The organism is Pseudomonas sp. FBCC-B1565 (assembly GCF_059133265.1).
Genome location: NZ_CP101438.1, coordinates 859,841 through 872,946, shown reverse-complemented (window position 1 = coordinate 872,946; position 13,106 = coordinate 859,841). Strand labels below are relative to the sequence as shown.

Below are 13,106 nucleotides of genomic sequence, written 5' to 3'. Positions count from 1 at the left end.
CCATGTGGGAGGGGGCTTGCCCCCGATAGCGCCATGTCAGTCACAGCATCGTTGACTGACACCCCCCATCGGGGGCAAGCCCCCTCCCACACTTGGATAACCAGTGCTGGCTAGAGCGTGTCAGAGCACCTTATCGAGGGTGATGGGAAATTCCCGCACCCGTTTGCCGGTGGCGTGATAAATCGCGTTCGCCACCGCCGCCGCAACACCGACAATGCCGATCTCCCCCACGCCCTTGGACCCGAGGGCGTTGACGATCTCGTCATGTTCCTCGACAAACACCACGTCGATCTCGCCAATGTCCGCGTTCACCGGGATATGGTATTCGGCCAGGCTGTGGTTCATGAAGCGCCCCAACTGATGATCGGTCTGGGTTTCTTCATGCAGGGCCATGCCGATGCCCCACACCACCCCGCCAAGAATCTGGCTGCGGGCCATCTTGGGGTTGACCACGCGCCCGGCGGCAATCGCACTGACCACCCGGCGGACCTTGATGGTGCCCAGGTCCTCATCCACCTGCACCTCGACGAAGACGGCCGAATGGGTGGCGGTGCTGTAGCCCTCGCGTTTTTTGTCGGGCTCGCTGTCGACCTGCACTTCCAACGCGTCCTCGCCACTGTCCTTGACCAACTGCGCCAACGACACACTCACGTCACCGGTGTGCAAGTGGCCGTCTTCAAAGCGTACGGATTCAGCCTGCGCGAACACCGGGTAAGTCTGCCGGGCAATGGCCAGCAGTTTGCCGGTCAACGCTTCGCAGGCTTGCTGCACCGCCGTCCCCACCGAGGACACGGTAAACGAACCGCCCTGCAGTGGCGCGGTGGGCAGTGAGGAGTCGCCCAACAGAAAGGCCACGTCTTCGACCGCCACACCACTGGCCTGCGCCGCAATCTGGGTCATCACCGTGTAAGTGCCAGTGCCGATATCGGTGGTGGCGCTGCTGACCGTCAGCTTGCCCTGCGCGTCGATCCGCGCCTTGGCACTGGCCTTCATCTGCATGGCTTCCCACACACCGCCGGCCATGCCCCAGCCGATCAACTGGCGGCCGTCGCGCATGCTGCGCGGTTCCGGGTTGCGCTGGCTCCAGCCGAAACGCTCGGCACCTTCGCGGTAGCACTCGCGCAGGACCTTGCTTGACCAGGGTTTGTCTTCGTTCTGGTTGCGCTCGGCGTAGTTGATCAATCGCAGTTGCACCGGGTCGATCCCCAGGGCGCAGGCCAGTTCATCCATGGCGCACTCCAGGCCAATCACCCCGAGGGCAGCGCCAGGCGCACGCATGTCCAGGGGCGTGAACACGTCCAGGGGCACCAGGTTGTAGGTCAGTTGCACGTTGTCGCAGTGATAGAGCATGCCGCTCCACTCCACCACATGTTCGCTGAAATCCTCGAAGCGCGAGGTCTGGCCGATAGCGGTGTGGCCCAGCGCGAGCAAACGACCGTCGGCGGCCGCGCCCATTTGCAAACGCTGCAGGGTGCGCGGGCGGTAGCCGAAGGTAAACATCTGTTGGCGAGTCAGGGTAACGCGTACCGAGCGTTTGAGCGCCAGGGACGCCATCACCGCCAGCGGCAATTGGTACTGCGGGCGCAAACCGGAGCCAAACGCACCGCCGACGAAGGCGGCAAAGATGCGCACCTGGCTTTTATCCAGGCCGAAGACTTTTTGCACATAGGCCTGGCAGTTCTGCGGGCCCTGGGTCTTGTCATGGATATGCAGGGTGCCGTCCGGCTGATACAGCACGGTGCTGGCGTGCGGCTCCATCGGGTTGTGATGTTCGACGGGCGTGCTGTAGTGCAGGTCCAGGCTGACGGCGGCGCCGCTCCACTCGGCCTGGAAGTTGCCGCGCGGCTTGGGCGGGGTTTGCGGCGAGGCATAGGCCTGTTCCTGCATGGCCAGCAGGTCGGTTTCGAAGGCTTCGGTTGCGTACTCGATCTCCACCAGGGAGCCGGCATGCCGCGCCAATTCGAGGTTGTCGGCGATCACCAAGGCCAGGGGTTGGCCGCTGTACAGCACACGGTCGTTGTACAGCGGGCGGAACGGCGAGCCGTCGGCCGCGTCGTCGTCCTGGAAAGCGTCGTCGTAGCTGGCGATTCTTGGCCGGTTGAGGTGATCAATTACCGCCACCACCCCCGGCAGCGCCAACGCCCTGGAAGCGTCGATACGCAGCACCCGGCCCTTGGCGACGGTGCTGGACACCACGCTGCCATGCAGCAAGCCATCCTCGGGAAACTCACCGGCGTAACGCGCCTGGCCGGTGACCTTGAGCAGACCGTCGACCCGGTCCAAGGGTTTGCCGATGGCAGTCATGGGCGTTCTCCTGCGACAGCGGCGTCACTCAGGGCACGAATGATGCCCCGGCGCGCCAGCTTGATTTTGAAGCCGTTGTGCGCCAGGGGTTCGGCATCTTGCAGCAGGGCGTCGGCGGCTTGGCTGAAGGTTTCGCGGCTGACGACCTGGCCGATCAGCCCGGCTTCCACCGCGCGGTCGCGCCAGGGTTTGTGGGCCACGCCGCCGAGCGCCAGGCGTGCGTCGACGATGACGTCACCGTCCAGCTCAAGGGCTGCGGCTACAGACACCAAGGCGAAGGCGTAAGAGGCGCGGTCGCGAATCTTCAGGTAGTTGCTGTGGCTTGCCAGGTTGTCGGCAGGCAGTTCGATGGCGGTGATCAACTCATCGTCGGCCAGCAGGTTGTCGCGTTGCGGCGTGTCGCCGGGCAAACGGTGGAAGTCGGCGAACTCAATGATCCGCGCACCGCCACGGCCCTCGACATGTACCCGCGCCGCCAATGCCGCCAGGGCGACACACATGTCCGAAGGGTGGGTAGCAACGCACTGCTCACTCGCCCCCAGGATCGCATGGATGCGGTTCAAGCCGGTGCGCGCCGGGCAGCCACTGCCAGGCTCGCGCTTGTTGCACGGCACCGTGGCGTCATAGAAGTAGTAGCAACGGGTGCGTTGCAGCAAGTTGCCGCCAGTACTGGCCATATTGCGCAGCTGCGGCGAGGCACCGGCGAGGATGGCCTGGGAAAGCAACGGGTAATGCTGTTCGATCAACGGGTGCCAGGCCAGGTCGGCATTGCTCACCAGGGCGCCAATCAACAGCCCGCCACTGGCCGTTTGCTGAATGTCGTGCAACGGCAGGCCGGTGATATCGATGAGATGCTCGGGGCGGCTGATGTTTTCTTTCATCAGGTCCAGCAGGTTGGTGCCCCCGGCGATAAAGCGCGAAGCAGCGCTGCTGAGGTGCACGGCCTCCTGTACGCCGGTCGGCCGGCTGTAATGGAAGGGGTTCATGGTTTGCCCTCCAGGACTTCCTCGATGGCATCGCGGATATTGCTGTAGGCGCCACAGCGGCACAGGTTGCCGCTCATCAATTCCTGGATTTGCGCGGTGTCATGGGCGCGGCCTTCGTTGGCCAGGCCCACGGCGGAACAGATCTGGCCGGGGGTGCAGTAGCCGCATTGGAAGGCGTCGTGCTTGATAAACGCCTGCTGCATCGGGTGCAGTTGGTCGCCGTCGGCCAGGCCTTCGATGGTGGTCAGCTCGGCGCCGTCGCACATTACCGCCAGGGTCAGGCAGGCATTGATCCGCTTGCCATCGCGCAACACCGTGCAGGCGCCGCATTGGCCGTGGTCGCAGCCTTTTTTGCTGCCGACAAGGTCAAGTTGCTCGCGCAGCAGGTCGAGCAGTGTGGTCCAGGGCAACACATCCAGTTGGCGATCCTGGCCGTTGAGGCTCAGGCGTATCGAGTGGCTGACGAACGGTTGGGCCGCCGCGCCATTGGGGGTTGCGCTCATAAACACCTCACGGGTTGGTGGACATCCGCGGCGTTCAGGGAAGTCGCCGTCTCAGGGGTACGACTTCCCGGGGTAATGAGCGTTCAAGGTGATTGATCAGCGGATATTGAGCAGTGTCGTCAGGGTGTTCTGCGGAGGGTTGATCGAGGAGTTGCTGTATTGGAACCAGCCCTGGGCCTCCACGTTCAGGTCAAACACATAGATGTAGCCCATCAGCGTGCCGGCCCCGTTGCAGGCCTCGCTGATGTTGCCCACCTGGCAGACCGCCGTGCGCTGCCCATTGAGCTCTGCGCCATCAAAGCGGCCCATGGGGTTGTTGCCCAGGCCGACTTCCATGACTGACACCTTGGTGGGCCCACGGTGCGTGCACATCTGCGTGCTTTGCGCGCGCTCCGGAATGGCTTCCGTGCACGCCGCCGATTCAACCTTGAACACGCGCACTTCGCTCAACGGCGGTGCAGTCGCGCCCCAGGCCGGTGCTGCGCCGAGCAACAGGCTGATACAGGGGATCAGGGCTAGACTCCACGGGCTGGCGTTTTTCATGTTGCAGATGACCTTGGTTTAAACGTCGGCGCAGTATGCCTCAAGGCCTCGGCTGCTGGTATGATGCGCCGCTTTTTCCGATCCTCTCTGAAACCAAAGGCGCTTGGCGCAGTTTGTGCTTTGACTTAGAGGTCAACAAATCACGACGCCACAGAGCGTCACAGGGAGCAGGCATGCTGGAAAAGCTGTTTCAACTCAAGGCACACAACACCAACGTGCGCACCGAGATCCTCGCGGGCATCACGACATTCCTGGCCATGGCCTACATCCTGTTCGTGAACCCGAGCATCCTCGGAGAGACCGGCATGGACAAGGGCGCGGTGTTCGTCGCGACCTGCCTGGCGGCCGCCATCGGTTCGACCGTGATGGGCCTGATCGCCAACTACCCGATCGCCCTCGCGCCGGGCATGGGCCTCAATGCCTTCTTCACCTACACCGTGGTGCTGCACATGGGCCACACCTGGCAGGTGGCGCTGGGTGCGGTGTTTATTTCGGCGGTGTTGTTCTTCCTGCTGTCGATCTTCCGTATCCGTGAATGGATCATCAACGCCATCCCCCTGCCCCTGCGCTCGGCGATTGCCGCCGGTATCGGCCTGTTCCTGGCCTTGATCGCCCTGCACAACGCCGGGATCGTGGTCAGCAACCCGGCCACCATGGTGGGCCTAGGCGACTTGAAACAACCAGCACCGATTCTCGCCACCCTCGGCTTCGTGCTGATCGTAGCCCTGGAGGCCTTGGCCGTGCGCGGCGCGGTGTTGATCGGCATCCTGGCGGTGACCATTGTTTCCATCCTGCTGGGCGTCACACCCTTTGGCGGCGTGACGTCGATGCCGCCGTCCCTGGCCCCGACGTTCCTGCAGCTGGATATCAAGGGCGCGCTGGATATCGGCCTGGTCAGCGTGATTTTCGCCTTCCTGTTCGTCGACCTGTTCGATAACTCCGGCACCCTGATCGGCGTGGCCAAGCGTGCCGGCCTGATGGGCAAGGATGGCCACATGCCGAAAATGGGCCGTGCGCTGATCGCCGACAGTACCGCCGCCATGGCCGGTTCCCTGCTCGGCACCTCGACCACCACCAGCTACATCGAATCGGCTGCGGGCGTGAGCGCCGGTGGCCGTACCGGCTTGACTGCCATCGTGGTCGCCATACTGTTCCTGCTGGCGTTGTTCTTCTCGCCACTGGCCGCCAGCGTCCCCGCCTTCGCCACCGCGCCGGCCCTGCTGTTCGTGGCGGTGCTGATGACCCAGGGCCTGGCCGAAATCGACTGGGACGACATTACCGTTGCAGCGCCGGTGGTGATCACCGCCCTGGCGATGCCTTTCACCTACTCCATCGCCAACGGCATCGCCTTCGGTTTCATCGCCTGGACCGCCATCAAGCTGCTTTCGGGCCGCTACCGTGAGCTGAACCCGGCGCTGGTGATTCTGTCGATTCTGTTTGTGATCAAGCTGGGCTGGTTCAACGCATGACTTTTGACGCCGCACGCTACACCGCTCAACTGCAAGACAAGGTCACGCGCTTGCGTGACCTGTTGGCACCGTTCGACGCGCCCGAGCCGCAGGTCTTCGACTCGCCGCTGCAGCATTTCCGCCTGCGCGCGGAGTTCCGCCTGTGGCGCGAAGGTGGTGAGCGCCACTATGCGATGTTCTCCCAGGACGACAAGCGCACGCCGATCCTGATCGAAGAGTTCCCCATCGCCAGCCAGCGCATCAACCAGTTGATGCCCCAGCTCAAGGCCGCCTGGCAAGCCAGCGCCGCCCTGAGCCACAAGCTGTTCCAGGTGGAGTTCCTCACCACCCTGGCTGGCGACGCGATGATCACCTTGTGCTATCACCGCCCGCTGGACGAGCACTGGCACACCGCCGCAAACCAGCTGGCTGCCGACTTGAATGTCAGCATCATCGGCCGTTCCAAGGGCAAGCGCGATGTGATCGGCCATGACTACGTGGTGGAAAAGCTCGAAGTCGGCGGCCGTACCTTCAGCTACCGCCAGCCCGAAGGTGCCTTCACCCAGCCCAACGGCACGGTGAACCAGAAGATGCTCAACTGGGCCTATGAAGCCCTGGGCGATCGCCCGGATGATCTGCTGGAACTGTACTGTGGCAACGGCAACTTCACCCTGCCCCTGGCGACGCGCGTGCGCAACGTGCTGGCCACCGAGATCAGCAAGACCTCAGTGAATGCGGCCTTGAGCAACCTCGATGAAAACGCGGTGGGTAACGTCACCCTGGTGCGCCTCTCCGCCGAAGAGCTCACCGAAGCACTGAATGAAGTGCGCCCATTCCGTCGCCTGCACGGCATCGACCTGAAGCGCTACGAGTTCGGCAGCGTGTTCGTCGACCCGCCCCGCGCCGGCATGGACCCGGACACCTGCGAACTGACCCGGCGCTTCGACAACATCCTGTACATCTCCTGCAACCCGGAGACCTTGGCGGCGAACATCGCGCAACTGCATGACACGCATAAGATTACGAAATGCGCGATGTTTGACCAGTTTCCGTGGACGCACCATATGGAATCCGGGGTGTTATTGACTCGGCGGTAACTCGACGTCCTCCGGCTGCTTCTTGCGCGGCCGTCCGCCCTTCTTGCCATTGGCGCGGGCGGCGGCGGCTTTGGCGGCGCTGCTTTTGCGACCGTTGCGCGAGGCAACCAGGCTGATCGCCAGGTCCATCAGGGGTTTGCTGGTGGCAATCAGGCCAGTGATCGAAACGTCCAGGTCTTGGGCCTCACAGCACAGCGCCTTTCCGCCAAAGCCGACTTCCAGTTGCTCAAAGTCCTCCAGGGAAAACCCCGCGAACTCGGGCAGGCCAGCCACCGGCAGTACAACGCGACTGCCGTCGCTGAAGCCGATGGAAAGGCAGTTGTCTTCATAACGCACAGCGCTGGCACGGGCATAAAGGTGCCGTGTCTTGCGCCCTCGGGCTATCGCCTTTTCTACATCGGCCTCAGTGAGCGGTTTATAGGGTACAACTTTGGCTTTTACGATTTGCTTCATAGTTCAATCTCCACAAAACCCGGTGCCCTGACCAGATTCAAAATTGTTTTCTGCCCCACGACATCGTGCCGGGCACGCGCGATCACATAAACTCCAGGCTGAATGATCAGCCCAGGCAACACCTCGCGGGCCTCCCAATCCCAGGAATGATTTTCCAGGCAGACCGTTTGCAGGTATTCCCACCAGATCCTGCGTGCCCGTGCCAAGTAGTGCCGCTGCATGATCGCCCCGCGTATTTCTTTCAAAACCGCCATGGGTGGGGCTGCCGCCGCTCAGGCTCTACGTCCCACAACTCCACGTCCCCATCCAGAAAACTGAAACGAAAACGCGCATCCCATTCCTTGCCCCGCACATGCACATGGGGCGGGCAATGCTCATCCCTGATAAACACCGAAATTACATATCCCTTGTAAGCGCCTATTCTCATCGTAACCCATCCGTTAGGTTATTTTCCGCCAGGTAACAATTTTCCCCTGCCACCCGACAACCGGCTTCAACTACACGAAGCTGTTTCACAGACTAGTAAGCACAAAAAACCCGGCGACGGCCGGGTTGTAACCACTCATGCCGAGGGCTGGAAATACTCCGCCAACGCCCGCAGATCCTGCTCGCTCAGCAACCCCGCGTAATACTTCAGCTGAATCCTCGCCAGCAGATACGCATGCCGCGCATTCGCCAGGTCGCGGCGGGCAGTGAACAGTTGTTGCTCGGCGTCGAGCACGTCGAGGTTGACCCGCTCACCGCCGGCAACACTCTTCTTTGTCGCAGCGACCAACGCCGTGGCGGAGCTGACCGCCATTTCATAGGCGCGCACCTTGGCCGCGCCGCTGGTGTTGAGGTTGAACTGCTTGCGCAACTCCACCAGCGTGGCCGAGGTTTGCACGTCCAGTTCATATTGGGCCTGGGACAGTTGATTAGCCGCCTGGCGCGTGGACGCCGACACGCCACCACCGGCAAACAGCGGCAGGCTGACCTGGATGCCGACCGTGTTGGTGTCGTACTTCTGGTTGTAGCTGCTCTCCGAGTCGGAGTTGGTCTGGCGGCTCGTGGCGTACAAGCTGACCTTGGGCAGGTGCCCGGCGCGTTTGCGTTCCACTTCGTAGGAGGCCACGTCCAGGGCGTGGTGCTGGGATTGGAGTTCCGGGTTGTTGGCCATGGCCAGTTCGCGCCAGGTTTCAAAACGGTTGGGCTCCAGCGGCGGGATCTCGAATTGGCGCGTCAGCGGCGCCAGTTCTTCGATCTGCAACGGTTGGCCGACGATGGCTTCCAACTCGCGCAGGGCGCTGTCCTGGGTATCCTGGGATTCGATCTCTTCGGCCTGGGCCAGGCTCAGGCGCGCCTGGGTTTCCAGCACATCGGTACGGGTGCCTTCGCCGCCTTTGAGCAGGCGGTCATTGAGTTGCAGGCGCTCGGCATACGCGCGTTTCTGTGCGCGGCTCAGCTCGATACGTTCCTGTGCAAGTAAGGCCTGGCTGTAGGCATTGAGCACCCGCACCGCCAGTTCCTGGCTCTTGCCGCGAAAGCGTTCATCGGCCATCAAGGCCTGGGCGGTGCCCTGGCGAAAGCGCGCGTAGGCTTCGTAATCCAGCAGCGGTTGCTGCAAGGTCAGGGTCGAGGCATAACTGCGGTAATCACGGTCGCTTTTGACATCCCCCGCCGTCACTTCGGATTCATTGCGCGAGTTGTTATAGCTCCACGATAAATTGGGCAACAACGCCGCACGACCGATCGCGCGATTTTCTTCACCGCCCTCACGCTCCTGGATGGCTGCCTGGAAGGACGGATCATTGCGCAGGGCCAAGTCGTAGGCCTCCAGCAAACCCAAGGCGTGCGCCGCCGAGGTGCAACCCAAACACAAGGTAAAAAACAGCGCCTTCATTCTTCCACCAGGGCCATGTGGGTGCGATCCATCAGGGGTTTGAACAAGTAGTTGAGCATCGAGCGCTCACCCGTCTTGACGAAGGTTTCCACCGGCATGCCCGGACGGATCTGCACGCCGTCCAGTTGCTGCATGCCCGCCGCGCTGACCTGGGCACGCAGCGTGTAATACGGCTCGTCGGTGCGCTCATCAACCTGGCGGTCGGCAGAGACCAGCGTCACCTCACCGGCCACCCGTGGCGTGGTGGATTGGTTGAACGCCGAGAACATCAACTCCACCGGCAAGCCCGGATGCACTTTATCGACCATCTGCACCGGCACCCGAGCTTCTACCAGCAGCGGCTCGCCCTGGGGCACGATGTCCATCAACGCCTGGCCGGGCTTGATCACCCCACCTTCGGTGTACACGTCCAGCCCCACCACCACCCCGGACGCCGGCGCTCGCACCAGGCTGTTGGCCAGTTCGAACTCGGCCGAAGCCAGGCGATTGCGCAGGTCGTCGCTGCGGGTGCGGGTCTCGGCCAACTGGCCGCGCAGGTCTTTCTGGAAGTCTTCGCCAAGCTGGCGGATGCGCAGACGCAGTTCCTGCACCTGGCGCTGCAATTGGCCGATGCGGCCGTAGTCTTCGGCGATGGCGCCGTCGATCTGGGAATACAGGCGCTCGCTGTCGAGCAGGCGGTTGCGCGGGATGTAACCGTCACGCGCCAACTCGCGCAGGCCTTGCAGTTGCTCATTCAACGCGGCCCGTTGCTGGACTTTGCTCGCCTGCGAATCCCGCGTGCCGCGCAACTGGGCCTCGGCGCCGGCGATGGTTTCGCGCAGGCCTTGTTGCTCGGTGGCCAGTGCCTGGGCACGGCTATGGAACAGTTGCCGTTGCAGGCTCAGCGTGCCGGTCGCCTCAGGATCGTTGAGCAGTTCCGGGCCGAAGGTGATCGCCGCCAGCCCTTCGCTTTCGGCACTTAAACGCGCTTCGCTGGCCAGGGATGCCAGGTACTGGCTGCGCAGGGACTGCATCTGCCCGCGCAACGGGGTTTCCTTCAAGCGCAGCAGCACCTGGCCAGCGTTGACCACATCACCGTCGCGCACCTCGATACGTTCCACGATCCCCCCGGCCGGATGCTGCACCGTCTTGCGATGGCCCGAAACCATGACCTTGCCCGGCACCGCCACGCCCTTGTCCAGTGGCGCCCACGCTGCCCAGCCGAGGAACCCGGCAAAACCGCCGAGCACCAACAGCCAGCCCAACCGTGAATATTTTTTATCATCCAGCGCCAGCACGTTGTTCGGCGCATCACTGATCAGCACGGGTTTGCTCTGGCTCATGCCTGTTTTCCTTCACCGAGGCGGTAACTCATGCTCAGGGTCGACACCGGTTTGCTCGCTGCCGGTTTCTGCCGCGCCTCCAACACCCGTGCCGTCGACCCGAAGGCCTGCAATTGGCCGTCCTTGAGGATCAGCAACTGGTCCGTGAGGGTCAGTACGTTGGGCTTGTGGGTGATCAGGATCACCGTGCGGCGCTGTTGCTTGAGCTGGGCGATGGCTTGGAGCAGGGCTTGTTCGCCGACTTCATCGAGGTTGGCATTGGGCTCGTCCAGCACGATCAGCGCGGGCAGGCCATACAGCGCACGCGCCAGGGCGACCCGCTGTTTCTGGCCACCGGACAATCCAGCGCCGCCCTCCCCCAATTGCGTGTCGTAGCCCAGGGGCAGTTGCAGGATCAGCTCATGCACGCCGGCCATTTGCGCGGCGGCAAGGACTTTGTCCGCCTCGACCTCGGCAAACCGTGCAATGTTTTGCGCGATGCTGCCGGCGAACAACTGGATGTCCTGCGGCAGGTAGCCGATGTGCGGGCCCAGTTGCTGTTTGTCCCACAGGGCCAGGTCGGCACCGTCCAGCCGCACCTTGCCGGCCAGGGGTGCCCAGGCGCCCACCAGTATCCGGGCCAGGGTGGATTTGCCGCAGCCCGACGGCCCAATCACCCCCAGCACCTCACCCGCCGCCAGGCTGAAGCCCAAATTGGCCAGCGCCGGTCGACGGCTGCCGGGGGCACAGGCGCTGATTTGCTCGACGCACAGTTGCCCTTTGGGCACCGGCAAGCTCATGCGTTCGGGCCGTGCCGGGTTGGCCTCCAGCATCTGTGACAGGCGATCAAACGCCAGGCGCGCCGAGCCCCACTGTTTCCACACGCCGATCAACTGGTCGATCGGGCTGAGCACGCGGCCCATGAGGATCGAACCGGCAATCATCATCCCCGGCGTGATGGCGCCCTGCACCGCGAGCAACGCGCCCAGGCCCAGTACCAGCGACTGCAACGCCAGGCGCACGCCCTTGGACCAGGCGGTGACGGTCGCGGTCTTTTCACTGGCCAGGTTCTGCTGCGCCAGGAACGCCTGGTGCTGGCCGAACCAACGCGCGCGCAACGTGGCGAGCATGCCCATGGCTTCGATGGTGTCGGCATTGCGCAGGTTGGCCGTGGCCTGCTGGCTGGCGCTGATCGACAGTTGGCTGGCCAGCGCCATCGGCGCCTGGCTGACGTGATGGTTGACCCACGCCAGCACGATCAGCAGCACCGCACCGACCAGCGCCAACAGCCCGAGCCAGGGGTGGAACAGGAAGATCACCAGCAGGTACACCGGAAACCACGGCGCGTCGAAAAACGCGAACAACGCCTGGCCGGTGGCGAACTGACGCAACGTGGTCAGGTCATGCAGCGCCTGCCCGGCCGCCTGGGTGCCGCCCTTGAGTTGCGCTTCGAACGCGGCGTCGTACACCCGCTGGTTCAAGCGCATGTCCATCTGCGTGCCGAGGCGGATCACCACCTGGCTGCGCACCCACTCCAACGCGCCCATCAGGCCAAACAGGCCGAGGATCATCAGCGTCAGCATGAGCAGGGTCATCTGATTGCCCGAGGCCAGCACCCGGTCGTACACCTGCAGCATGTACAGCGCCGGGGCGAGCATCAGCAGGTTGATCACCGCCGAGAACAGGCCGATGTTGAAGAAGCCACTTTTATAGGCCGTGAGGGCGGCCAGGGTTTCGTTGCCGGCGTGGCGCATCTGGGGATTCTCAAAGGGTTGAGCGGGCAGCGCCGTCGCGTTGACAGGCGGTACGACGCTGCGCAGAATTCGGCACCGCCGTCGCTGAAGAAATAGAAGGCTTGGGCGACGGCGGTGTGTCATGCGGCGAATGGGAGAGCGATCTTCCATTCGCTTTTTTGCTTAAGCGGCCAGGGCGAAGTCCTGAGGCACGTCTTGCACGCCCACCAGGGCCACATCGGAGGCGGCGACAGCAGCCGAGTCCACATGGGCCACACCGGCTGCGGCCAGTTGGTCGAACGTCGAGTTGATCGACAGGCTTGGGTCGATGTCCTTGAGCAGGGAGTCGATCGCCGACGCCAGTGCCGAGCTGTCGCCGCTCATCAGGCCGTAGATGATCTTGTGCACCTGGCCATCGCGGCCTTCGGCCTGCAGGCTCGACAGGCCCAGGTTGGCGAAGCTGACTTCCTGCTCAGCGAGGGCGTAGCTACCGCCGGCAGCGCCGCCGGTGAGGACAGTGCCCAGGTTTAGCGAGTCGATCGAACCCCACAAGGTGTGCGACGGCGGGTTGAACAAGGTGTAATGCAGGTCGCCGTTGGCCACCACCGCCGCGTTGCTGACAGTGCTCGACACGCCATATTGGGTACCGTCGAACGGGCCAGGATTGAAACCACCGGTATTCGAACCCTCTTTGACCGACCCTTCACGGTGGTTCAGGTCACCAAAGTAAGCCGACCAGTCGCTCAGGTACTCGGCAACGGTGTTCGCGGCGTAGGCGGTGCTGTATGAAATAGAAATGCTCATGCAAAACTCCAAGTCATGGGGTGGTATCTCCGCAGCAAGCCAGTGCCTGCTGTGG

The 13,106-nt window shown here is 63.2% G+C and carries 11 protein-coding genes and 1 pseudogene; 2 read left to right on the top strand and 10 right to left on the bottom strand.

The window, feature by feature from the left end:
• Positions 1-120 precede the first annotated feature (120 nt).
• From NL123_RS04130 to NL123_RS04115, 4 genes are all read right to left on the bottom strand, one after another.
• Positions 121-2,304, bottom strand: coding sequence for a xanthine dehydrogenase family protein molybdopterin-binding subunit (locus NL123_RS04130; RefSeq protein ID WP_494357261.1), 2,184 nt, complete (start codon positions 2,302-2,304; stop codon positions 121-123).
• Positions 2,301-3,290, bottom strand: coding sequence for an FAD binding domain-containing protein (locus NL123_RS04125; protein WP_248484700.1), 990 nt, complete (start codon positions 3,288-3,290; stop codon positions 2,301-2,303). The genes NL123_RS04130 and NL123_RS04125 overlap by 4 nt, the downstream gene beginning before the upstream one ends.
• A complete protein-coding gene (locus NL123_RS04120) occupies positions 3,287-3,793 on the bottom strand; it encodes a (2Fe-2S)-binding protein (protein ID WP_071493627.1) in 507 nt (168 codons plus the stop codon). Before NL123_RS04120 ends, NL123_RS04125 begins: the two co-directional genes overlap by 4 nt.
• A 96-nt stretch (positions 3,794-3,889) precedes the next feature.
• Entirely contained in the window at positions 3,890-4,336 is a 447-nt protein-coding gene (locus NL123_RS04115; protein WP_248484702.1) for a DUF4879 domain-containing protein, read from the bottom strand.
• Between the two features lie 173 nt (positions 4,337-4,509).
• Between NL123_RS04115 and NL123_RS04110 the strand changes: the two genes are divergently transcribed.
• Together NL123_RS04110 and trmA are read left to right on the top strand one after the other, a co-directional pair.
• Entirely contained in the window at positions 4,510-5,805 is a 1,296-nt protein-coding gene (locus NL123_RS04110) for an NCS2 family permease (protein WP_071493628.1), read from the top strand.
• A complete protein-coding gene (gene trmA, locus NL123_RS04105; RefSeq protein WP_248484704.1) occupies positions 5,802-6,881 on the top strand; it encodes a tRNA (uridine(54)-C5)-methyltransferase TrmA in 1,080 nt (359 codons plus the stop codon). The genes NL123_RS04110 and trmA overlap by 4 nt, the downstream gene beginning before the upstream one ends.
• On the opposite strand, the gene NL123_RS04100 is transcribed toward trmA, so the two are convergent.
• From NL123_RS04100 to NL123_RS04075, 6 genes and pseudogenes are all read right to left on the bottom strand, one after another.
• Positions 6,864-7,334 carry a DUF2442 domain-containing protein gene (locus tag NL123_RS04100; protein ID WP_248484706.1) on the bottom strand — a complete coding sequence of 157 codons (471 nt, stop codon included), beginning with the start codon at positions 7,332-7,334 and terminating at the stop codon, positions 6,864-6,866. The genes trmA and NL123_RS04100 overlap by 18 nt on opposite strands.
• A pseudogene (locus NL123_RS04095) lies at positions 7,331-7,761 on the bottom strand (DUF4160 domain-containing protein). The gene NL123_RS04100 and the pseudogene NL123_RS04095 overlap by 4 nt, the downstream one beginning before the upstream one ends.
• A 135-nt stretch (positions 7,762-7,896) precedes the next feature.
• Complete coding sequence (locus NL123_RS04090; RefSeq protein ID WP_248484708.1) at positions 7,897-9,213, bottom strand: TolC family outer membrane protein; 1,317 nt, start codon at positions 9,211-9,213, stop codon at positions 7,897-7,899.
• The gene (locus NL123_RS04085) at positions 9,210-10,535 is read right to left on the bottom strand and encodes an HlyD family type I secretion periplasmic adaptor subunit (RefSeq protein WP_248484710.1); all 1,326 of its coding nucleotides are present in this window, start codon (positions 10,533-10,535) and stop codon (positions 9,210-9,212) included. Before NL123_RS04085 ends, NL123_RS04090 begins: the two co-directional genes overlap by 4 nt.
• Positions 10,532-12,268 (bottom strand): type I secretion system permease/ATPase, encoded by a 1,737-nt coding sequence (locus tag NL123_RS04080; protein ID WP_494357260.1) that lies wholly within the window; start codon positions 12,266-12,268, stop codon positions 10,532-10,534. Before NL123_RS04080 ends, NL123_RS04085 begins: the two co-directional genes overlap by 4 nt.
• 162 nt (positions 12,269-12,430) lie before the next feature.
• Positions 12,431-13,051, bottom strand: coding sequence for a heme acquisition protein HasA (locus NL123_RS04075; protein ID WP_248484720.1), 621 nt, complete (start codon positions 13,049-13,051; stop codon positions 12,431-12,433).
• Between the last annotated feature and the right edge of the window lie 55 nt (positions 13,052-13,106).

What these genes read in the sequence shown, in the direction of transcription:
- NL123_RS04115 (WP_248484702.1), bottom strand. Translation starts at nt 4,336, where the DNA reads ATGAAAAACGCCAGCCCGTGGAGTCTAGCCCTGATCCCCTGTATCAGC.
- NL123_RS04080 (WP_494357260.1), bottom strand. Translation starts at nt 12,268, where the DNA reads ATGCGCCACGCCGGCAACGAAACCCTGGCCGCCCTCACGGCCTATAAA.
- NL123_RS04100 (WP_248484706.1), bottom strand. Translation starts at nt 7,334, where the DNA reads ATGAAGCAAATCGTAAAAGCCAAAGTTGTACCCTATAAACCGCTCACT.
- NL123_RS04085 (WP_248484710.1), bottom strand. Translation starts at nt 10,535, where the DNA reads ATGAGCCAGAGCAAACCCGTGCTGATCAGTGATGCGCCGAACAACGTG.
- trmA (WP_248484704.1), top strand. Translation starts at nt 5,802, where the DNA reads ATGACTTTTGACGCCGCACGCTACACCGCTCAACTGCAAGACAAGGTC.
- NL123_RS04125 (WP_248484700.1), bottom strand. Translation starts at nt 3,290, where the DNA reads ATGAACCCCTTCCATTACAGCCGGCCGACCGGCGTACAGGAGGCCGTG.
- NL123_RS04130 (WP_494357261.1), bottom strand. Translation starts at nt 2,304, where the DNA reads ATGACTGCCATCGGCAAACCCTTGGACCGGGTCGACGGTCTGCTCAAG.
- NL123_RS04090 (WP_248484708.1), bottom strand. Translation starts at nt 9,213, where the DNA reads ATGAAGGCGCTGTTTTTTACCTTGTGTTTGGGTTGCACCTCGGCGGCG.
- NL123_RS04110 (WP_071493628.1), top strand. Translation starts at nt 4,510, where the DNA reads ATGCTGGAAAAGCTGTTTCAACTCAAGGCACACAACACCAACGTGCGC.
- NL123_RS04120 (WP_071493627.1), bottom strand. Translation starts at nt 3,793, where the DNA reads ATGAGCGCAACCCCCAATGGCGCGGCGGCCCAACCGTTCGTCAGCCAC.
- NL123_RS04075 (WP_248484720.1), bottom strand. Translation starts at nt 13,051, where the DNA reads ATGAGCATTTCTATTTCATACAGCACCGCCTACGCCGCGAACACCGTT.